The organism is Tsukamurella paurometabola, assembly GCF_900631615.1.
In the GTDB taxonomy this organism is placed as follows: domain Bacteria; phylum Actinomycetota; class Actinomycetes; order Mycobacteriales; family Mycobacteriaceae; genus Tsukamurella; species Tsukamurella paurometabola_A.
The window spans coordinates 617,672-638,723 of sequence record NZ_LR131273.1; the positions used below are offsets into that span (position 1 = coordinate 617,672).

Genomic DNA, 21,052 nt, shown 5'->3' on the forward strand with positions numbered 1-21,052 from the left:
TCTCGTCCCCCTACGGATTCGTGGTCAGGATCACCCATTGCGCGGCGGCGGCCTGCCGCGCGAACGTCACCGTACCCGCAGGTATCCGGGCGAAGTACCGGCCCACGACGACGTCGCAGAAGGGGTCGCCGCCCTGGTGGGTGTAGCAGGCCACGGCATCGCCGAGCTGCGGCACTCCGCCGACCGCGGTGATCGCCGGGTTCCTCGCAGGATCGGGGCGCAGCCCGCGGGCCGCCGCCTCGTCCCTGGCGCGGTAGAGCCGGCCGAGGTTCCACCCGACCGCGTCCACGCCGGCCGCGCGGAGCTTCTGCGTACCGACGGGGTCTCCCACGCGCCGTTCGTACATCGGCATCGTCAGCGCGCCTATCCACCGGATCGCGTCACGGGGAGGGCCGGTCATCCAGACGGTGCGCCGCAGCACGCCGGGCTCGTCGACGGGGATCGCCGCGATGCGGTCCGTCCGGGTCGGCGTGAACGCCCGCAGCACGGGCAATTGGCGGGCTACGGTCCGCTCCGCCAGCACCGTGGCCGCTGCGGTGTCCTTCGCCCGGGCGTGGACGTGCACGACGAGGGGCCCGACCGCGAGGAACGCATCCACCGTCCCGGGCGCGGTCTCCGCCACCGCGCCCTCGCCTGCCCCGGCGACGGTCACGCGCGGCAGGGGCCGCTGCTCGAAGGACTCGGAATCGACGACCTGACGCGCGATCGAGGAGTCGTCGAACCGGTAGAGCCCGATCCGCAGCTCCCGCTCGGCCGCCTGGGGTCGGTCCGCCCGTGCGAGCGCGACCCCGACCTTCATCCGAGTCAGAGGTGAACGCAGCGCGTCCGGCACGGCGGTCACATCGGCCGTCGTCAGCGTTGGCGCCGCCTCCTGCCCGGCCACCTCCGCCCCGAGAGCCGGGTCCACGTCCGACGGCAGCACGATGGCCTCCAGCATCCGGTTGCCCTCGGTGATCCACGCGGTGTCGACGTCCCCCTGGCGGACCGTCGCGGGCTCGGTCGGGAAGTCACCGGTATCCAGTCCGGACGGAATCGCAGAGGCGGACGAGATCGACGCCGGTGCGGTCGCGGTCCCGTCGACCGTCGTGGCGCACCCGGCGACCAGCAGGGCCGCGAGTGCGGCTATCACGAGTGGAGCGCGGTACACAGTCCGTATTGTGCCCTGATCGGACATTCCGCCGCGAGCACCTGACGCCAGGCCGGCAAGCCGGACTTCAGCGTCTCCCAAGACTCAACGGGCGCACTGTTGCGATTCGAACACGAATGTCCGGGTCGCCGGGCGCCCCTGGCCGCCGGCCCGAATACTCGATGTGTCGGAGTTCGGGGGGACCATGAACACACGTCTCGGCGCCGCGCCGCCCGCTATCGCTCTCGTCGCCGCGCTGGTCTCGGCCTGCTCCACGGTGGTGGCCGGCACGCCGGTCGCCGAGACCACCGTGGCGAGACTCGACCCGGGGAACTTCCCGACCACACCGCGCACCGTCACCGCGGAGTCCGCCGCCGACGCGTGGCAGCAGGAGGGCATGATCCTCGCGGACGCCGTCATCGCACCGTCCGACGTGGACGCCGCCCTGACTGCGCTGGTCACCGACGAGTTCGAGGGTGCCGGCGGGCCGCTCCTCCGGATCGGCCAGATCATCGAGAGGAACAGCCTGCGCGGCGTCCCGGTCGGCGGGATCCCGCCCGCCAAGGCTGCAAGTCTGGAACTGAACACGAAGTTCGACGTCGGGTTCATGAGCACCGCCGGCGATTCTGCGACCACGCCTAGGACCCAACTGTCGGCGACACTCCTGCGCTTCTCCACCGATGCGGGCGCCGAGAAGGCGGTGATCACGCTCCGGGCGGACCCACCCGCACCCGCGGCGCTGGCGCGCATCCCCGGCGCCGTCCTGGTGTCGAGCGCGAGCGGCGGCGGGGTGACCAAGACCGTCGTCGCTGCGCCGGTGAACAACCTCGTCGCCCTCGTGTGGGCGACTACGCGCGGCACCGACAGTGCGGACCTGGCGATCCGCGGGCTCACCTCCCAACTGGAGCGCGCCCGCACGTATCGCCCGTCGATCGCGCTCTCCAGCGTCGTGATTCCAGCCGTTCCGATGGACCGGGACGGGATCATGTCGCGCACGCTCGAGTCGCAGAACGACAACCAGAACAAGACCAGGACGGCCTTCGGACTGTCGAGTGGGTTCGAACTGGGCGACGGGTACTTCACCGCACGCACGGCGTACCTGATCAACCGCAATCCGGGCTGGCTCCGCGTGGCGACCCGCAACGGCATCGATCTCATCGGTAAGACGAACCGGACTTCGGTATTACGCGCCCGGGACCGGGCGTCGGCGAAGGTCTACCTGGTCGAGGTCCGCGTCGATCCCGGATCGACCCAGGCGTACGAGGTACCAGGGCTGTCCCGCGACGACGCGGGGTGCACCTACGACTCAGTGCTCACGCGGCCATACACGTGTTACGCCACGGTCGGGCGGTACGTCCTCCAGGCGGAGTCGACGACCCTCGACCTCGCCCGCCAGGCGATCTCCGCCACCTACCTGATCAACAGGACCGTCGGCGAGAACTGATCACCACACGTGGGCGCGGCCCTGCTCCTCGTACCAGCTGAGCAGGTCCGGATCGTCGACGGACTTCGGGTCGACGTTCACGTCGCGGCCGGCGAGCATGCCGGTCACGGGGATCTCCAGCTTCTTCCCCGTCTTGGTGTGCGGGATGCCCGGCGCCAGGATCACCTCGTCGGGCACGTGCCGCGGGGAGAGCCTGGTGCGGACATCGGTGCGGATGCGTTGCACCAGCTCCTCCGTCAGCTCCTTGCCGGGAACGAGGGTGAGGAACATCGGCATCCAGTACTTCGCGTCGGGCCCGTCCACGCCGACGACCATGGCCTCGGCGACCTCGGGGACGGCCTCGACCACCTCGTAGATGTCGGCGGAACCCATGCGGATGCCGTTGCGGTTCAACGTCGCATCGCTGCGGCCGTGGATGGTGATCGACCCGCGGTCGGTCAGCTCCACCCAGTCGCCGTGGCGCCACACGTTCGGCGCGATCCCGTCGGTCCACTCGTGCTCGAAGTAGGCGGCGCGGTACTTCGCGTCGCCCGGGTCGTTCCAGAAGTTCGTGGGCATCGACGGCATCGGCACGGTGATGACCATCTCGCCGACCTCGCCGATCAGCGGCGTCCGGTCCGGCGCCCACGCCTGCAGCGCGCACCCGAGGTAACGCACCGTCAGCTCGCCCGGCACGTGCGGCACCGAGGCGGTGCCGCCGCAGAACGCGCTGCACACGTCCGTACCGCCGGAGACGGAGCTCACCGGCAGTCCGGCGGCGACGTGCTCGTCGACCCAGGTGAACAGGTCCGGCGCGAGCGGAGAGCCGGTACTGCCGATCGTCTTGAGCACCAACGCGTGTTCGGTGCCCGGGTTCAGGCCTGCCTTGCGGGAGGCCTGCAGTTGCCCGGGGCTGGTGCCGAAGAAGGTGACCTTCTCGTCCTCGCACACCTGCCACAGCCGGTCCGCCGTCGGCGCCAGCGGGTGGCCGGAGAAGGTGACGATCGTGGCACCCACCAGCAGCCCGGCCACCTGGTAGTTCCACATCATCCACGACAGGGCGGTGTGCCAGAAGAAGACATCGCCGGGGCCGATCTCGTTGTGCAGGCCGAGCACCTTCACATGCTCGACGAGGATGCCGCCGTGCCCCTGCACGATGCCCTTGGGCTTACCTGTCGTACCCGACGAGAACAGGACCCACAGCGGGTGATCGAACGGTACCCGGACGGGCTTCAGCTCCGGGGTGTCCGGGCCCGGCTCCGGCAGCTCCGTGATGACGTGCGAGGCCGGAACCCCCAGCAGCCCGGCGAGTTCCGCGGTGTCGGCGCGCTTGTCGATGCGCTTGTCGCCGAAGGCGTAGCCGTCGCGGGCGAAGAGCACCTTCGGTTCCAGCTGCGCCATCCGGCCCGCGGCGCCCTCCGGGGCGTAGTCCTGCCCGCAGCCGGACCAGACGGCACCGATCGACGCCGTCGCCAGAAACGCCAGCACCGCGAACGGCTCGTCGGGCAGATACGCGGCGACGGTGTCGCCCACACCCACGCCCAGCGAGCGCAGCAGCTCCGCGACCGCGGAGACCCGCGCCGGCAACTCCGACCACGGGATCTCCACCCGCGCACCGTCGTCCGACAGACCGACGATCGCCGCGCCCGGCTGTGAGGCGAAGCGCAGCACCCGGTCGACGTAGTTCAGCTCCACCTCGGGGAACCAGCGGGCTCCGGGCATCTCCCGCGCCGCCAGCACCGGGCCGCTCCGCTCCCCCAGCTCGAAGAAGTCCCACACCGCGCCCCAGAACGCCTCGGGCTCGGACACGGACCACTGGTACACGGCGCCGTAGTCCCCCGTGGGGAGGCCGACGGACTCTGCGAAGCGATCGATCGAATGCACCCCGTCACCCTTCCAGACCGAGCAGCGTCACGGACTCTTCTCGCATCTGCACCTTGCGGATCTTTCCCGATACCGTCATAGGGAAGGCCGATACCACGTGCACGTACCGCGGGATCTTGTGTCGCGCGATCTTCCCCTCCGCGAACGCCTTCAGGTCGTCCACGGTGAAGGACTCCACCCCCTCGCGGAGCTGGATCCAGGCCATCAGTTCCTCGCCGTACTTCTCGTCGGGCACGCCGATCACCTGTGCGTCCAGGATGTCCGGGTGGGTGTAGAGGAACTCCTCGATCTCGCGCGGGTAGATGTTCTCGCCGCCGCGGATCACCATGTCCTTGATGCGGCCCGTGATGCGCACGTAGCCGTTCTCGTCCATGGTCGCGAGGTCACCGGTGTGCATCCAGCCGTCCGCGTCGATGGCCTCGGCGGTCTTCTCCTCGTTGTTCCAGTAGCCCTTCATCACGGAGTAACCACGGGTGCAGAGCTCCCCGACCTCGCCGCGGGGCATCACGGTGCCGTCGATCGGGTCGATCACCTGGATCTCCAGGTGCGGTCCCACCCGGCCGACGGTGCCGACGCGCAGCTCCAGGGCGTCGTCGACGCGGGTCTGCGTGGACACGGGCGAGGTCTCCGTCATGCCGTAGCAGATGGAGACCTCGCTCATACCCATCCGGTCGACCACCTTGCGCATGACCTCCTCCGGGCACGGTGAGCCGGCCATGATGCCGGTGCGCAGGCTGGAGAGGTCGTAGGAGTCGAAATCCGCGAGGGCGAGCTCGGCGATGAACATCGTGGGCACGCCGTAGAGGCTGGTGCACTTCTCGGCGGCGACGGCGGCCAGCGCGTCCGCGGGCAGGAACGCCGGGCCGGGGATCACCATGGCGGCGCCGTGGGTGATGGCGGCGAGGTTGCCCATCACCATGCCGAAGCAGTGGTAGAAGGGCACCGGGATGCAGATCGAGTCCTGCTCGGTGTAGTTCAGCAGCTCGCCCACGAGGAAGCCGTTGTTGAGGATGTTGCCGTGGGTCAGCGTGGCGCCCTTGGGGAATCCCGTGGTGCCCGAGGTGTACTGGATGTTGATCGGGTCGTCGGCGCGCAGCTCGTCACCGAGGTCCGCGAGGGCGTCGAGCTCGTTGTCCGACGGTGCCGCCAGGTACGCCTCCCAGGCGGGCGAGCCGAAGGTGACCACGTCACGCAGCGCGGGCGCCTCGGGCCGGGCGGCCTCCAGCATCGCCGCGTACTCGGAGGTCTTGAAGCTGGTCATCGAGTACACGGCCACGATGCCCGATTGGTTCAGGGCGTACTCCAGCTCGCGCTGCCGGTACGCGGGATTGAGGTTGACCAGGATGACGCCGGCCAGCGCCGTGCCGAACTGCACGATGACCCACTCCGGCGTGTTGGGCGCCCACACGCCCACGCGATCGCCGCGCCGGATTCCGTTGCGCAGCAGCCCGGCCGCGAAAGCGCGGGAGTCCGCGAGCAGCTCGTCGTAGGTCCAGCGCCGGCCCGACGGCACGTCGACGAGCGCGGTGCGCTCGCCGAACCGATCGGCCGTCATCTCGAGCTGGGCGCCGATCGTGGCGGTGAGCAGCGCGGGCTCGGCCTCGCCGCGGTCGTAGGACGGGGTGGTCATCTCTTCACTCCTACTGATCTCTTCAGTCGGCCCGGGCGACGATCGCGCGGGCCTGGGCGAGCAGCGGCGCGTCGATCATCTGACCCCGCACCTGGTAGACGCCGTTGTTGCCGGCCTCCGCCTCGAGCACCTCGCGGGCCCAGGCGATCTCGTCGTCCGTGGGCCGATAGGCGGCACGGATCACCGCCGCCTGCGAGGGATGGATGCAGACGGTGGCGGCGAAGCCGAGCGCCACGGCGTCCTCCGCCTCGGCGGCGAGCCCCTCGGTGTCGGCGATGTCGATGTGCACCGCGTCGAGCGCGAACCTGCCGTGCGCGGCCGCCGCGAGCCGGGTCGCCGAGCGGACGTACCGGGGGACGTCGCGGTACGTCTGATCCGCGAAGCGGCTGGACCGCCCGCCCATCGCGGCCACCAGGTCCTCCGCGCCCCACATGAGGCCGATGCACCGCGGGTGGGCGGCGATCTCGTTCACGTTCACGGCGCCCAGGGGCGTCTCGATGAGCGCGATCACCTGCAACCCGTCGACCTGCGCCAGCCGGTCCAGCTGGTGCGCCGACTCGGTCTTGGCGAGCATGACCACACGATAGGCCGTGCGGCGCAGCGCCTCGATGTCTTCGGCGAAGTCGTAGGTGCCGAAGGCGTTCACCCGCACGATCGTCGTCGCCGGGTCGAGGTCGTTGTCGATCAGGGCCTCACGCGCCGCGGGCCGCGCGTCGGCGGTCACCGCGTCTTCGAGGTCGAGGATCACCGCGTCGGCGCGCTCGGCCGCCTTGGCGTACCGCTCGGGCCGATCCGCCGGGCAGAACAGGATCGCGGGGCCGGGTGGCCGCCACGCGGGAGCGCTCAGGTCGTCGTGGTGGAACATCTACGCGCCCTCCCCCGCCGAATCCGCCGGAGCCTTCCGCACCAGCGTCGACCGCTCGGCCACGGCGACCACGGCGCCGTCCTGGTTCCGCGCGACGTGCCGCAGGTTGACGATGCCCTCGCCGGGCCGCGACTTCGACTCCCGCTTGCCCGTGCACAACGTCTCCGCGTACAGGGTGTCGCCGGCGAAGACCGGCGCGGGGAAGGCGATCTCGGAGAAGCCCAGGTTCGCGACCAGGGTCCCCTGGGTGAGCTGCGCGACGGACAGGCCCACCAGCGTGGAGAGCGTGTACATCGAGTTCACCAGCCGCTGGCCGCCGAAGCCCGGCTGCTGCGCGGACCAGTGAGCGTCGAGGTGCAGTGCCTGGGTGTTCATGGTCAGCTTGGTGAACAGCATGTTGTCCGCCTCGGTGACGGTGACGCCGGGCCGGTGCTCGTACAGCACGCCGTCCTCGAACTCGTCGAACCACAGGCCGCGCTGAGTGACCCGCCGCACGGGCTCCTGCTCGCTCATGCCTGCAGCCCCAGCGAGCGCGCGATCAGCATGAGCTGGACCTCGGTGGTGCCCTCGCCGATCTCGAGGATCTTCGAATCGCGGTAGTGCCGCGCGACGGGGTACTCGTTCATGAAGCCGTAGCCGCCGTGGATCTGGGTGGCCATGCGCGCGTTGTCCATCGCCGCCTCGGAGGAGATCATCTTGGCGATGGCGGCCTCCTTCTTGAAGGGCTTCCCGGCGAGCATCAGCCGGGCCGCCTCGTAGTAGGCGACGCGCGAGGTGTGCGCCCGCGCCTCCATCCGGGCGATGGCGAAGGCGATCGACTGGAACTCGCCGATCGGCTTGCCGAAGGCGTTGCGCTCCTTGGCGTACTTCACCGACTCGTCGACGCAGCCCTGCGCGGCGCCGGTCGCGACGGCGGCGATGGCGATGCGGCCCTCATCGAGGATGGAGAGGAAGTTGGCGTAGCCGCGGCCCTCCTCGCCGAGGAGGTTCTCCTTCGGGACGCGCACGTCGGAGAAGCTCAGCGGGTGCGTATCGGAGGCGTTCCAGCCGACCTTGTTGTACGCGGGCTCCACGGTGAACCCGGGCGTGCCGCTGGGCACGATGATGGTCGAGATCTGCTTGCGGCCGTCGGGCTTGGTGCCGGTCACCGCGGTCACGGTCACCAGGCTGGTGATGTCGGTGCCCGAGTTGGTGATGAACTGCTTGGAGCCGTTGATGACCCACTCGTCGCCGTCGAGCTTGGCGGTGGTCTGGGTGCCGGAGGCGTCCGAGCCGCAGCCCGGCTCGGTGAGGCCGAAGCCGGCCAGGTTCTCGCCCGCGGCGAGCGACGGCAGGTACTTCTGCTTCTGCTCCTCGGTGCCGAACTTGTAGATCGGCATGGCGCCGAGGCCGACGCCGGCCTCCACCGTCATCGCGACCGACTGGTCGACGCGGCCGAGCTCCTCCAGTGCGAGGGCGAGGGCGAAGTAGTCGCCGCCCATGCCGCCGTACTCCTCGGGGAAGGGCAGGCCGAACAGGCCCATCTGCCCCATCTGCTTCACGACCTCGTACGGGAAGGAGTGCTCCTCGTCGTGCTTGGCCGAGACGGGCGCGACCACCTGGTTGGCGAAGTCGCGCACCGTGTCCCGCAGGTCGGCGTAGTCCTGGGTCAGTTCCATGTCAGTTCTCTTCCGTTTCGGTAGCCGTGACGGTCGCGAGCACCTGGGCCGCGGTCACCTTGTCTCCTGCGCGCACCGCGATCGACACCACACCGTCGTGCGGCGCCGTCAGCGGCTGCTCCATCTTCATCGCCTCGATGATCACCAGGGTCTCGCCCTTGGTCACCGCCTGGCCGTCCTCGACCGGCACCGCGACCACGGCGCCCGGCATGGGGCTCACGACCTCGCCGCCGTGGGCGCCGTCGCGGTCCTTCGACGTGGACCTCGCCAGCGGCAGCTCGTACGTGCCGTCCTCCCCACTGACCCAGTAGGTTCCGCGATCGAGTGCGACGGTGACGGGCGTGGAGAAGCCGTCCACCACCAGGCGCTCGCCGACGATCCGGGCCGTTCCCGACCAGTCCAGGCGGGGCTCGTCGCCGGTGCTGCGCACCGTCACCGCGTCGCCCAGGACGGACGCGTCGACACCGTCGAAGCGCACGACGGTGGGCTGCGCGCCCCCGATGCGCCACCCGGTCTCGGTGCCCCAGGCCCCCTCGCCACGGGCCGCGGCGACCGCGGTGACCGCGGCGGCGGCGTACGCGCGGACCGTCGGCTCGGGGCGGGTGTAGGTGGGCGCCAGGCGATCCAGCAGCTCGGTGTCGAGCGTGCCGGAGACGACGCCGGCGTCCGCGAGGACGAACCGGCAGAAGTCGACGTTGGTGCGCAGGCCGGTGAGCTGGGTGCCGGCGAGGGCCTCGTCGAGGCGCCGCAGGGCCTGCTCGCGGTCGTCGGCGTGCACGATCACCTTGGCGAGCATCGGGTCGTAATCGCTACCGACCACGCTGCCCGCCTCGATGCCGGTGTCGACGCGGACGGGGCCGCGGCGATCGCTGCGGGGGTACCGCAGGGCCGTGACGGTGCCACCGGTGGGCAGGAAGCCGGCCGCCGGGTCCTCCGCGTAGACGCGGGCTTCGACGGCGTGACCGGTGAGCACGATGTCGTCCTGGGTCAGCGCCAGCTTCTCGCCGTTGGCGACGCGGATCTGCTGCTCCACCAGGTCGACGCCGGTCACCAGCTCGGTAACCGGGTGCTCGACCTGCAGGCGGGTGTTCATCTCCATGAAGAAGAACTGATCGGGGCGGCGGGCCGAGACGATGAACTCGACGGTGCCGACGCCGGTGTACCCGACGGAGCGCGCGGCGTCGCAGGCGGCGCGGCCGATCTCGGCGCGGGTGGCCTCGTCGAGCAGCGCCGACGGCGCCTCCTCGATCACCTTCTGGTGGCGGCGCTGCAGCGAGCACTCGCGCTCCCCGAGGTGGATCACGTTGCCGTGCTTGTCGGCGAGCACCTGCACCTCGATGTGGCGCGGGGTGTCCACGAAGTGCTCCATGAACAGCGTGTCGTCGCCGAACGCGGCGGCGGCCTCCCGGCGCGCGGCCGCGACCGCGGCGGGCAGGTCCGCCGGGTTCTCCACCCGGTGCATGCCCTTGCCGCCGCCGCCCGCGCTGGGCTTGATGAGCACGGGGAAACCGATGCCCTCGGCCGCGTCGATGAGGTCGGCGTCCGTGAGGCCCGGGCGGCTGATGCCGGGGACCACGGGCACGTCGCGCTCGACGACCGCGGCACGCGCCGTGATCTTGTCGCCCATCGTCTCGATGGATTCGACGGGCGGGCCGAGGAATTCGATCCCCGCCTCCGAGAGTGCCCGGGCGAACGCCGCGTTCTCGGAGAGGAAGCCGTAGCCGGGGTGCACCGCGTCGGCGCCGGTGGCGCGGGCCGCCTCGACGACCTTGTCGATGCGCAGGTAGCTCTCGGTCGCGGCCGCCGGGCCGAGGCGCACGGCCTCATCGGCGAGCTTCACGTGCCGGGCGTCCGCGTCCGCATCGGAGTACACCGCGACGCTGGCGATGCCCAGGGTGCGCAGGGTATCGATGACGCGGCAGGCGATCTCGCCGCGGTTCGCGATCAGGACCTTCTCGATCTTGCTCATATCTCTCATCACATCCGGAAGACGCCGTAGGAGACCTCGGGCAGCGGCGTACGGGACGCCGCGTCCAGCGCGAGGCCGAGGACGGTGCGGGTGTCGGCGGGATCGATCACGCCGTCGTCCCACAGCCGGGCCGTGGAGTAGTACGCCTGCGACTGCCGCTCGAACTGGTCGCGCACGCCCTGCTTGAACTCCTCCACGCCCTCCTGATCGCGGCGGACGGAGGCGAGGGTGTCGGCCGCCTGCGGGCCGCCCATCACCGAGATCCGCGCGTTGGGCCACATCCACAGGAACCGCGGCGAGTAGGCGCGGCCGCACATGGAGTAGTTGCCGGCGCCGAAGGAGCCGCCCACGATCACGGTGAACTTCGGGACGCGGGCGCACGCCACGGCGGTCACCATCTTGGCGCCGTGCTTGGCGATGCCGCCCTCCTCGTACTGGCGGCCCACCATGAACCCGGTGATGTTCTGCAGGAACAACAGCGGGATGCGGCGCTTGTCGCACAGCTCGATGAAGTGGGCGCCCTTCTGCGCGGCCTCGGCGAACAGCACGCCGTTGTTGCCGATGATGCCCACCGGATGGCCGTGGATCCGCGCGAACGCGGTGACCAGCGTGGTGCCGAAGAGCTCCTTGAACTCGTCGAACTCGCCGCCGTCGGCGATGATCTCGATGACCTTGCGCACGTCGTAGCCGATCTTCGGATCGGTCGGCACCACGTCGTACAGATCCGTCTGCGGGCGCGCCGGGGGCAGCGCCGGACGCACGTCCCACTGCACCTCGCCGACCGGGCCGAGGCGGCCGATGATCTGCCGGACCTTCTCCAGCGCCTCGTCGTCGGAGTCGACGAGGTGGTCGGTGACGCCGGACTTGGTGGAGTGCATGAGGCCGCCGCCGAGGTCCTCGGCCGTGACGTCCTCGCCCGTCGCGGCCTTCACCAGCGGCGGGCCGGCGAGGAAGATGGTGCCCTGGTCCCGGACGATGACCGTCTCGTCGCTCATGGCGGGCACGTAGGCACCGCCGGCGGTGGAGCTGCCGAGCACCGCCGCGATCTGCGGGATGCCGGCGGCACTCATGTTCGCCTGGTTGTAGAAGATGCGGCCGAAGTGCTCCCGGTCGGGGAAGACCTCGTCCTGATTGAGCAGCATGGCGCCGCCCGAGTCCACGAGGTAGACGCAGGGCAGCCGGTTCTGCATCGCGATCTCCTGCGCGCGCAGGTGCTTCTTGACGGTGATCGGGTAGTACGTGCCGCCCGAGACGGTCGCGTCGTTGGCGACGATCATCACCTGGCGGCCGGACACCGTGCCGATGCCGGCGACGGCACCCGCGGCGGGGGCCTTGCCGTCGTACATGTCCTCGGCGGCGAGCGGCGCCACCTCGAGGAACGGGCTGCCGGTGTCCAGCAGCCTGCGGATCCGCTCGCGGACCAGCAGCTTTCCGCGGCCCTCGTGGCGGGCGCGTGCGCGCTCACCGCCGCCCTGCGCCACCCTGTCGAGCCGCTCCCGCAGCTCGGCGACGTTCGCCTCGTGTTCCTCGCGGAATGTCACGCCCGCTCCTTTGGGTTATTCACCATTAACTGAATCCCAGAGTAGCTGTGACGCGCGCCACCTGTCTACCCCACGTCGATTGAACACCGTTACGGACAGGAAAACCGCAGGTCGGAAAATCCGAAACGGTGTTCAATCGGGTGGGGCCGGTGGGGCGGAAAGTCAGACGCCGAGGGCCGCGAGGGCCTTGTCGCGCAGCAGTGCGCGGAGCCGCGGCTGCGGCAGCGCCGGCAGGCTCGGAGCGGCGTTGATCAGGCCGAAGACGGCGTGCACCACGGCGCGGTTGTCCACCGGATCGCCGCCGAGCGCGGTGAGCGCATCGGTCCAGATCTCCACGTACTGCCGCTGCAGGCGCCGTACGCGGCGCGCCGATTCCGGCGCGAGCGACCACATGTCGCGGTACTGCACGCGGATCAGGTCCGGCTCCGACGCGGCGAAGTCCACGTGGAAGTCGACGAGATCGCGCAGCGCCTGCCGCGGGTCGCCGGCGCGCTCCTCCGCGACCCGGCGGCCACCGTCGTACAGGTACTCGGAGATCTCCACCAGGAGCGCGGCGAGCACGTCCTGTTTACCCGCGAAGTGGCGGTACATGGCGGGACCGGAGACGCCCGCGGCCGCGCCGATGTCCTCGAGGCGCACGCCGGCGAAACCGCGCTCGGCCATCAGCGCCGCCGCGGCGGCGAGTAGTTCGCGGCGGCGGGCCGCCTTGGCGCGCTCGCGCGCCGTCCCCGCCTCGGCCCCTGCCGCGCCGCTCCGGCGGGTCGTCGGTACCTCCATGGCGGGCCACACTACTCGGCTTGCCCCGCTCACGACCCCGTGTCATGCTTGTTGCGCAAGGCGCCAATCGTTCGCTGAGGCTCCTTCGCGGAAACAGGCCAGCGACCCCGAACGTCGAGAGACGCCCCGGGTCAGGACAGGCGCATCCGGCTTAAGGGTGCTCCCCGATTGGCTCCCGTTCACGGGTTCACGCCGCGAAGTGCTGAAGGTCTGACGTGGAGGGGCGCGCTTCGTCACCCTCCCTCCGGCGCGCGGAACCGTCGACCCGTGGAGGTGATGCAATGCCCGACGACAGTCGTAGTCGATCGCTCGGCGCTTCCCGCATCACCGTGGGAAGCCGCTGAGCGCACCATGATCCGGGCCGGAGGCCCGCCCCGCCGACGGTGCGCCGTCGGCCGCGCCGCGCTGCCTCCGTTCCACTGACACCTGCCACACCCTGCTCCGCCGCGCCCCTCGGGCAGCGGCGCGGTAGCGCGTGCCCGGACGAGGGGAATCACCATGCACGCCACGAACATCGACCTGCTCGACATCCTGCTGCGCATCGCGGCCGGTGTCGGCTTCGGCACCCTGATCGGACTCGAGCGCCAGTACCGCGCCCGCATGGCCGGCCTGCGCACCAACGCACTGGTCTCGGTGGGCTCCGCGCTCTTCGTCGTCCTGTCCGCCTACGGTTTCGCCGGCGGCGATCCCACTCGCGTCGCGGCGCAGATCGTCTCCGGGATCGGCTTCCTCGGCGGCGGCGTGATCCTGCGCGACGGCCTCACCGTCCGCGGCCTGAACACCGCCGCCACTCTGTGGTGCTCCGCCGCGGTCGGCGCCCTGTCCGGCTCGGGGATGTACGTCCCCGCCGCGATCGGCACCGCCGTGGTGATCGGGGTCAACACGGCACTGCGCTCGGTCGGGCACGCCGTCGACCGCGCACCCGACACCGGCAAGGAGGCGCCGAGCCGCTACGAGTTCGTCGCCGTGACGCGCGACGAGAACGAGGCGCACGTGCGGGTGATGCTCGTGCAGGCCCTGAGCCGCACCGTCTTCCACCTGCAGTCCATCAGCAGCGTGGACACCGAGGACGGCCGCGTCGAGGTACGGGCCACGCTCGCCGCCGACGGTCGCGACGACCGCGCCCTCGAGACCGCGATCAGCCAGCTCAGCATGGAGCCATCGGTCACGGCGGTGCGCTGGGACGCGCTGCCCGAGCGTGAGGAGGCGGACCTGTGAGCTCCCTCTTCGCTCCCCTGCTCGGCCGCCGGCGGACCGAACGCGCAGGCCGCCGCTCGATCGCCGCCGACGTGCTGGTGCTCGCGGGCGCGGCTGCCCTGATCTGGCTGACGATCCGCGTGGGCCAGGGCATGGGCGCGCCGATCGACCTGGCGCACAGCAGCACCCGCGTCGACACCGACCCGTCGAACCTGCCCTACTACGCGCTGCGCTCCCTACTGCGCATGTTCCTCGCGCTCGCCGCGTCGATCGTCTTCACCTTCGGCTACGCGCTGCTCGCGGCGCGGTCGCGGCGGGCGCGCGCGGTGCTGCTACCACTGCTCGACGTGCTGCAGTCCGTGCCGATCCTCGGGTTCCTGTCGGTGACGGTGACCGTCTTCCTCGCGCTGTTCCCGGGGTCCGCACTGGGCCTCGAGTGCGCGGCCGTGTTCGCCATCTTCACCTCGCAGGCGTGGAACATGACCTTCGCCTTCTACCAGAGCCTCATCAGCCAGCCGCGCGAACTCGGCGAGGCCGCCCGCGACCTGGGACTCTCACGGTGGCAGCGGTTCTGGCGGCTCGACGTGCCCAGCGGCATGATCCCGCTGGTCTGGAACGCGATGATGAGCTTCGGCGGCGGTTGGTTCTTCCTCACCGCGTCGGAGGCCGTCTCGGTGGCGGGCGACGAGTACGCCCTACCCGGCATCGGCGCCTACGTCGCCACCGCCTCGGCCGACGGTGACCTCGCCCGCGTCGGGTGGGCGATCGCGGCGATGATCGTGGTCATCGTCGGGGTGAACCTCCTGTTCTGGAGCCCACTGACCGCCTGGGCCGAGCGGTTCCGGCTCGAGGACTCCGCGACCGGCCGCATCCCGCGCTCGGCCGTGCTGACGCTCCTGCGCCGCTCGCACGTCGCCGACGGGGTGCGCCGCGCCGCCGCGCCGGTGGTGACGCGACTGGACCGGGTCTTCGGCGCGCTCGGCCGCACCGGGCACGCCGCGCCGGCCGACCCGCGCCGCGCCCGCCTCGGCGACATCGCGTTCGGCACCGTCGTGCTGGCCGTCCTGGCGTACGGGCTGTGGCGGGCGCTGGAGGTGATCCTGCGCGACGCCGGCCCCGCCGAGGTCGGGCACGTGCTCCTGCTGGGCCTCGCCACGATGGCGCGGGTCGCGGTGGTGATGGTGTTCGCCACCGTCGTGTGGGTGCCGATCGGCGTGATCGTCGGCCGCAGCCCGCGCCTGACCCGGGCCCTGCAGCCCGTCGTGCAGGTGTGCGCGAGCTTCCCCGCCAACTTCCTGTTCCCGCTGGTCACCGCGGTCCTCGTGGCGTGGAACATCCCGCTCGACCTGGGCGGCGTCGTCCTCATGGCGCTCGGCACGCAGTGGTACATCCTGTTCAACGTGATCGCCGCGGCCAGCGCCATCCCCGGCGACCTGCTGGAGGCGGCCGACGACATGCGGCTGCCCCGGCTGCTGAAATGGCGCTACGTCCTCCTGCCCGGCGTCTTCGCCGGGTACGTGACCGGCGGGATCACCGCCGCCGGCGGTGCCTGGAACGCGTCGATCGTCGCGGAGGTCGTCTCGTACGACGGGACGACGCACCACGCGTACGGGCTCGGCGACTACATCGCACAGGCCACAGCCGCCACCGGGCCCGAGCACGGCCCGCACCTCCTCCTCGGGATCGTCGTGATGTGCCTGTTCGTCGTGGGCACCAACGCCGCCCTGTGGCGCCGCCTCTACCGCACGGCCGAACGCCGCTACTCGCTCTAGCCGGCCGACCCCTTATTACTAGGAGCAGTTCCATGACCACCACGCTCGCCACCCCGCTGATCCGGCTGCAGGGGCTCACCAAGAGCTTCGAGGGCGCCCACGGCGATACCCTCACCGTGCTCGACGGCATCGACCTCACCGTCGAGCCGGGCGAGATCGTCGCCCTGCTCGGCCGCTCCGGATCGGGCAAGTCCACCCTGCTGCGCATCATGGCCGGCCTGATCCCCGCGACGTCCGGCACCGTCGAATCCGACGGTGCGCCGCTGTCCGGGCCCAACCCCGCCGCCGCGATGGTCTTCCAGTCCTTCGCCCTCATGCCCTGGCTGACCGTTCAGGACAACGTCGAGCTGGGCCTGACCGCCCGCGGCGTGCCGCGCGCCGAGCGCCGGACCCGCGCCCTCGAGGCGATCGACACCATCGGCCTCGACGGCTTCGAGTCGGCGTATCCGCGCGAGCTGTCGGGCGGTATGCGGCAACGGGTCGGCTTCGCCCGCGCGCTCGTGCTCGAACCCGACCTCCTGCTCATGGACGAGCCGTTCTCCGCCCTGGACGTGCTCACCGCCGAGAACCTGCGCGGCGAGCTGGTGGAGCTGTGGGGCCGCGAGGGCTTCCCGACCCGCAGCGTCTGCATCGTCACCCACAACATCGAGGAGGCGGTACTACTCGCCGACCGGGTCGTGGTGCTCGGCTCCAAGCCCGGCCGCGTCGTCCACGAGACCCGGATCGACCTGCCGCGCCCGCGCACGCGCACCGCGCCGGAGTTCGAGGCCATCGTCGACGAGCTGTACGGCGCACTGACCGGCCGCGCGGCCGAGATCGAGCACGAGCCGGACCCCGTCGAGGCGACGCCCGTGAGCCGCCCGCTGCCGGACGCGACCGTGGACGGCATCGCCGGCCTCCTGGAGCTGGTCGCGGCGCACGGCGAGCAGGCGGACCTGCCCGACCTCGCGGCGGACCTGAACTTCGAGCTCGACGACATCATGCCGCTCGTCGACGCGGCAGCGATGCTCGACTTCGTGGAGGTGGCCGGCAACGACATCGTCCTCACCGAGCGCGGCGCCACCTTCGTCGGCGTCCCGCTCACCGAGGCGAAAGAGGTGTTCGCCCGGCAGGCGGCCGCGCGTGCCCCACTGGTGCGGACCGTCCTCCGGGCCCTGCGCACGGCACCCGACGGTGCGCTGCGCAGCGGCTTCTTCCTGGATCTGCTGCGTCGCGGGTTCGGTCCCGACGATGCGGCGCGCCAGTTGCGGCTGGCCGTCGACTGGGGGCGGTACGGCGAGCTCTACGACTACGACGCCGACGGTGGCCGGATCCGCCTGGACCAGCGATGATGCATCGTCATCTGAGAGTTTGTGATCTCATTGTGACCAATCGCACATTCCCCCGAACCGCTCCCCTAGAGGTTGTCTCGTCGCAATCATTTCGTTATCGTCGGCGGGACGCGGATCACGAAGCGGTCACGATGAGGACATCGTCGGATCACCACGTGGTCCGAAGTGCGGTTTTACGGTTGGAGTAGGCGAGATATGACACGGAGTCGCGAGAGCCACGTGCGCTGGCAAGGCGGCACGCAGGTCCTCGATGATGAGTCGATCACCGCGATCATCCCCCTGGATGAGCTCGAGACCCGCCTCGAAGAGGCCTATTCCGAGAACTGGTCCGACACGCCGGACGACACCGCGCTGGTCTACCGCCCCTCCAGCTCCGAGGTCACGCAGGACCTCATGATCCCCGAGGTGCTGTTCACCGGGGACACGGAGCTGGACGCGCCCGAGCTCGACGAGCTCGAGGACACCGCGCTCCTCGGCGCGCCGGAGGCGGCCCCCGAACTCATCCCGACGCCCGTCCGCAAGGGCGGCAAGCACCGCGTCCCCACCGCGCCGCACGCCCTCAAGGGCCGCGCCGCGCTGCTCGCCCTCGCCGCGGGCGCCAGCGTCGCCGGTGCCGCCGTGGTCAACGCCACGGGCAGCGACACCCCGTCGACCTCGCAGCAGCCGATCACCCCGCCCGCGGGCCCCGAGGCGAACGCCGGCCGCCAGGCGCCCCTGCCCGCCGCGCAGGACTCCGAGCAGTTCGCCGCCGGTCTCGCCGGTGGCAAGGCCCGCAAGGACGCCGACGACAAGCGCATCATCGACTCGATGCGCCCGAAGGTGACCGCCCCCGTGAACGGCGCCACCCTCACCTCGAACTTCGGCACCCGCTGGGGCGCCATGCACGGCGGCCTCGACCTGGCCGCCCCGCTCGGCACCCCGCTGTTCGCGGCCGCCGACGGCGTGGTCACCGACGCCGGCCCCGCCTCGGGCTTCGGCATCTGGATCAAGATCCGCCTCTCCGACGGCACCGTGCTGGTCTACGGCCACATGTACAACGTCAACGTCCGGGCCGGCCAGACCGTGAAGGCCGGTGACCTCATCAGCTGGGTCGGCAACAACGGCTACTCCACCGGCCCGCACCTGCACTTCGAGGTGCACAGCCCCGGCGGCGCCAAGATGGACCCGCAGGCCTGGCTCGCCGAGCGCGGCATCCGCGTCTAGGACCCCAGAAACGCTGACAAGGCGCCCCGGAGCACCCGGGGCGCCTTTCGCGTCGTCGGGGGGCTTCGCCCGGCCGGAGCGGCCGCCGCTACAGCTTCTCCATCGGCAGGCCGCCGAAGGTCATCAGGGTGACGGTGCCCGACGAGCCGAAGTCGAACGTCGCGCGCTCCATCGGCCCCGCGCCCGTCACGGCGGTGACGGTGCCCAGCCCGAACGAGTCGTGCGACACCCGGTCGCCCACGGCGAGCGTGAGCTTGTTCGCGCGCCGCGTCGGCTTGGGCGCACGCTTGGGCGTCCAGCCACCGTCGGAACCCGAGGACCGGCCCCGACCGCCGTACTGGCCGCCCCCGTTCTGCCCGCCCCAGGACTGGCGGTCCTGCCCGAACACACCCCGCGAGCCCCCGAACTGGCTGCGCTTGGGCTCGAGACGGCGCCAGTCGATGAGGTGCTGCGGGATCTCCGTGAGGAAGCGCGACTCGGGGTTCTGCATCGGATCGCCCCACGTGGAGCGGACCATCGCACGGGAGACGTACAGTCGCTCGCGGGCGCGGGTGATGCCCACGTAGGCGAGGCGGCGCTCCTCCGCGAGCTCGGACTCGTCGCCCAGCGCACGCATGTGCGGGAACTGCCCGTCCTCCCAGCCGGTCACGAAGACCACCGGGAACTCGAGGCCCTTCGCGGTGTGCAGGGTCATCATGGTGACGACGCCGGCGTCGCTGTCCGGCACCTGATCGGCGTCCGCGACCAGTGAGACCCGCTCCAGGAACGCCGCGAGCGATCCGGGCTCCGGCGCCCCCTCGTCGACGACGACATCGGTGAAGTCCTGCGCGGAGAACTCGCGAGCGACGCTGATCAGCTCCTCGATGTTCTCGAGGCGCGCGCCGTCCTGCGGATCCGACGAGCCCTCCAGCTCGGCCCGGTAGCCCGTCTTCTCGACGACGGCCTCCAGCAGGTCGCCCAAGTCCTGATCCTCGTCCGCGGCGATGCGGCGCAGGTCCGCCATGAGGCCGGCGAACGAGGCGATCGCGTTGCGCGAGCGGGGATTCAGCATGGCGACGGTGCCGTCGACCGCGTCCTCGATGGCGCTGGCGAACGTGCCGCCACGGTTCTCGGCGTGCACCGTGAGGCAGGCCTGCGCCCGGTCGCCGATGCCGCGGCGCGGCGTGTTGACGATGCGCTGCAGGCTGACGGTGTCGTTCGGATTGTCGATGGCGCGCAGGTAGGCGACGAGGTCGCGCACCTCCTTGCGCTCGTAGAAGCGGACGCCGCCGACCACCTTGTAGGGCACGCCGTGCCGGATGAAGACCTCCTCCAGCACGCGCGCGGCGGTGTTGGTGCGGTAGAAGACCGCGACGTCGCTGTACTTGACGCCCTTGTCGGCCAGCGCGTCGATCTCCGAGACCACGAAACTCGCCTCGTCGTGTTCGTTGTCGGCGACGTAGCCGGTGATGAGGTCACCGTCGCCCTGGTCGGTCCAGAGCTTCTTCTCGCGACGCCCGGCGTTGCGGGCGATGACCGCGTTGGCCGCGGAGAGGATGGTCTGGGTGGAGCGGTAGTTCTGCTCCAGCAGGATGGTCTCCGCGTTCGGGAAGTCGCGCTCGAACTCCTCGATGTTGCGGATCGTCGCGCCGCGGAAGGCGTAGATCGACTGGTCGGCGTCGCCCACCACGCACAGCTCGCTGGGCTCGACCCCGTCCGCGTCGGTCTCCAGGCCCACGAGCTCGCGGACCAGCACGTACTGCGCGTGGTTGGTGTCCTGGTACTCGTCGACCATCACGTGCCGGAAGCGGCGGCGGTAGTACTGCGCCACGTTGGGGTGCGACTGCAGCAGCGCCACCGTCTCCCCGATCAGGTCGTCGAAGTCGAAGGCGTTCGCGCCGCGCAGCCGGGACTGGTAGGTGCCGTACACCTCGGCGACGGTGGCCGCGAACGGCTCCCCCGTCTTCGCCGCGTCCGCCGACGCCTGCTCCGGGTCGATCAGCTCGTTCTTCAGGTTGCTGATGTGGGTGGCGAGCGCCCGCGGCGCGAACTTCTTCGCGTCCAGCCCCATCTCCTTGACGATCATGGTGAGCAGGCGGCGGGAATCGTCCGCGTCGTAGATGGAGAAGTTGGAGTTCATCCCCGGCAGCAGGCCGGCCTGGGCGCGGAGGATGCGCACGCAGGTGGAGTGGAACGTGGAGACCCACATGATCTTCGCGCGGTTGCCGACGAGACCGGTGACGCGCTCCCGCATCTCCGCGGCGGCCTTGTTGGTGAAGGTGATCGCGAGGATCTGCCCCGGATGCGTGTTGCGCGCCGCCAGCAGGTAGGCGATGCGGCGCGTGAGCACCGCCGTCTTGCCCGATCCCGCGCCCGCGACGATGAGCAGCGGCGAGCCCTCGTGCAGCACCGCCGCCCGCTGCTGCGGGTTGAGCCCGTCGAGCAGTTCCTGACCGCGTTCCTTCCGCTCCGCCTGCGCTTTCGTGCGGGAGAAGGGCTGACGCTGGCGGAGTCCGGACTGCTGCGGTGCTGGGTTACTCATCTCCCGTCCAGCCTAGCCGGGGAGGCCGACAAGTTTCGCCCGCCGCGCGCGGGCCGCGGGACGATCGGGAACAGCCGCGGAAGCGCGTGGGCGCAGGTGGGTGCGAACAATCGAAGCGTTCTGCGAGATTCCGGCGCAGGATCCTCGCAGAACGC

15 protein-coding genes and 1 riboswitch are annotated in these 21,052 nt (G+C 70.8%); of the genes, 5 read left to right on the plus strand and 10 right to left on the minus strand.

The genetic code is table 11. The features are described from left to right. Positions 1-10 precede the first annotated feature (10 nt). A complete protein-coding gene (locus ELY19_RS03240) occupies positions 11-1,129 on the minus strand; it encodes a DUF7373 family lipoprotein (protein WP_164711497.1) in 1,119 nt (372 codons plus the stop codon). Between the two features lie 202 nt (positions 1,130-1,331). Between ELY19_RS03240 and ELY19_RS03245 the strand changes: the two genes are divergently transcribed. Further along, positions 1,332-2,570 (plus strand): DUF7373 family lipoprotein, encoded by a 1,239-nt coding sequence (locus ELY19_RS03245; RefSeq protein WP_126194921.1) that lies wholly within the window; start codon positions 1,332-1,334, stop codon positions 2,568-2,570. Here ELY19_RS03245 and ELY19_RS03250 read toward each other — a convergent pair whose 3' ends face one another. From ELY19_RS03250 to ELY19_RS03285, 8 genes are all read right to left on the minus strand, one after another. Beyond that, positions 2,571-4,433 (minus strand): acetoacetate--CoA ligase, encoded by a 1,863-nt coding sequence (locus tag ELY19_RS03250; RefSeq protein WP_126194922.1) that lies wholly within the window; start codon positions 4,431-4,433, stop codon positions 2,571-2,573. It lies immediately after the preceding gene. 4 nt (positions 4,434-4,437) lie between these two features. Further along, positions 4,438-6,063 (minus strand): AMP-binding protein, encoded by a 1,626-nt coding sequence (locus ELY19_RS03255; protein ID WP_126194923.1) that lies wholly within the window; start codon positions 6,061-6,063, stop codon positions 4,438-4,440. Between the two features lie 22 nt (positions 6,064-6,085). Continuing rightward, on the minus strand, positions 6,086-6,928 hold the full coding sequence (locus ELY19_RS03260) for an HpcH/HpaI aldolase/citrate lyase family protein (protein ID WP_126194924.1): 843 nt from the start codon (positions 6,926-6,928) through the stop codon (positions 6,086-6,088). Further along, a complete protein-coding gene (locus tag ELY19_RS03265) occupies positions 6,929-7,441 on the minus strand; it encodes a MaoC family dehydratase (protein WP_126194925.1) in 513 nt (170 codons plus the stop codon). It abuts the gene before it with no gap. Then, positions 7,438-8,586, minus strand: coding sequence for an acyl-CoA dehydrogenase family protein (locus ELY19_RS03270; protein ID WP_126194926.1), 1,149 nt, complete (start codon positions 8,584-8,586; stop codon positions 7,438-7,440). The genes ELY19_RS03265 and ELY19_RS03270 overlap by 4 nt, the downstream gene beginning before the upstream one ends. A 1-nt stretch (position 8,587) precedes the next feature. Next, positions 8,588-10,555 carry an acetyl/propionyl/methylcrotonyl-CoA carboxylase subunit alpha gene (locus ELY19_RS03275; RefSeq protein ID WP_126194927.1) on the minus strand — a complete coding sequence of 656 codons (1,968 nt, stop codon included), beginning with the start codon at positions 10,553-10,555 and terminating at the stop codon, positions 8,588-8,590. Positions 10,556-10,563: 8 nt separating this feature from the next. Beyond that, positions 10,564-12,096: an acyl-CoA carboxylase subunit beta gene (locus ELY19_RS03280; protein ID WP_126194928.1), complete on the minus strand. Its 1,533-nt coding sequence runs from the start codon at positions 12,094-12,096 to the stop codon at positions 10,564-10,566. Positions 12,097-12,258: 162 nt separating this feature from the next. Next, positions 12,259-12,873, minus strand: a complete 615-nt coding sequence (locus ELY19_RS03285) for a TetR/AcrR family transcriptional regulator (protein WP_126194929.1) — start codon at positions 12,871-12,873, stop codon at positions 12,259-12,261. 59 nt (positions 12,874-12,932) lie between these two features. Further along, positions 12,933-13,101, plus strand: a riboswitch (M-box (ykoK) riboswitch). Positions 13,102-13,371: 270 nt separating this feature from the next. Here ELY19_RS03285 and ELY19_RS03290 point away from each other — a divergent pair. From ELY19_RS03290 to ELY19_RS03305, 4 genes are all read left to right on the plus strand, one after another. Next, positions 13,372-14,091 carry an MgtC/SapB family protein gene (locus ELY19_RS03290; RefSeq protein ID WP_126194930.1) on the plus strand — a complete coding sequence of 240 codons (720 nt, stop codon included), beginning with the start codon at positions 13,372-13,374 and terminating at the stop codon, positions 14,089-14,091. Beyond that, positions 14,088-15,842: an ABC transporter permease gene (locus tag ELY19_RS03295; RefSeq protein ID WP_227967148.1), complete on the plus strand. Its 1,755-nt coding sequence runs from the start codon at positions 14,088-14,090 to the stop codon at positions 15,840-15,842. Before ELY19_RS03290 ends, ELY19_RS03295 begins: the two co-directional genes overlap by 4 nt. Before the next feature lie 32 nt (positions 15,843-15,874). After that, positions 15,875-17,173, plus strand: coding sequence for an ABC transporter ATP-binding protein (locus ELY19_RS03300; RefSeq protein ID WP_126194931.1), 1,299 nt, complete (start codon positions 15,875-15,877; stop codon positions 17,171-17,173). Between the two features lie 195 nt (positions 17,174-17,368). Further along, the gene (locus tag ELY19_RS03305; RefSeq protein ID WP_126194932.1) at positions 17,369-18,376 is read left to right on the plus strand and encodes a M23 family metallopeptidase; all 1,008 of its coding nucleotides are present in this window, start codon (positions 17,369-17,371) and stop codon (positions 18,374-18,376) included. Positions 18,377-18,464: 88 nt separating this feature from the next. On the opposite strand, the gene pcrA is transcribed toward ELY19_RS03305, so the two are convergent. Continuing rightward, positions 18,465-20,897 carry a DNA helicase PcrA gene (pcrA, locus tag ELY19_RS03310; RefSeq protein WP_126194933.1) on the minus strand — a complete coding sequence of 811 codons (2,433 nt, stop codon included), beginning with the start codon at positions 20,895-20,897 and terminating at the stop codon, positions 18,465-18,467. Positions 20,898-21,052: the final 155 nt, after the last annotated feature.

Coding starts and splice junctions, on each gene's coding strand:
- ELY19_RS03245 (WP_126194921.1), top strand. CDS start 1,332: ATGAACACACGTCTCGGCGCCGCGCCGCCCGCTATCGCTCTCGTCGCC.
- ELY19_RS03255 (WP_126194923.1), bottom strand. CDS start 6,063: ATGACCACCCCGTCCTACGACCGCGGCGAGGCCGAGCCCGCGCTGCTC.
- ELY19_RS03260 (WP_126194924.1), bottom strand. CDS start 6,928: ATGTTCCACCACGACGACCTGAGCGCTCCCGCGTGGCGGCCACCCGGC.
- ELY19_RS03265 (WP_126194925.1), bottom strand. CDS start 7,441: ATGAGCGAGCAGGAGCCCGTGCGGCGGGTCACTCAGCGCGGCCTGTGG.
- ELY19_RS03270 (WP_126194926.1), bottom strand. CDS start 8,586: ATGGAACTGACCCAGGACTACGCCGACCTGCGGGACACGGTGCGCGAC.
- ELY19_RS03275 (WP_126194927.1), bottom strand. CDS start 10,555: ATGAGCAAGATCGAGAAGGTCCTGATCGCGAACCGCGGCGAGATCGCC.
- ELY19_RS03285 (WP_126194929.1), bottom strand. CDS start 12,873: ATGGAGGTACCGACGACCCGCCGGAGCGGCGCGGCAGGGGCCGAGGCG.
- ELY19_RS03290 (WP_126194930.1), top strand. CDS start 13,372: ATGCACGCCACGAACATCGACCTGCTCGACATCCTGCTGCGCATCGCG.
- ELY19_RS03300 (WP_126194931.1), top strand. CDS start 15,875: ATGACCACCACGCTCGCCACCCCGCTGATCCGGCTGCAGGGGCTCACC.
- ELY19_RS03305 (WP_126194932.1), top strand. CDS start 17,369: ATGACACGGAGTCGCGAGAGCCACGTGCGCTGGCAAGGCGGCACGCAG.
- pcrA (WP_126194933.1), bottom strand. CDS start 20,897: ATGAGTAACCCAGCACCGCAGCAGTCCGGACTCCGCCAGCGTCAGCCC.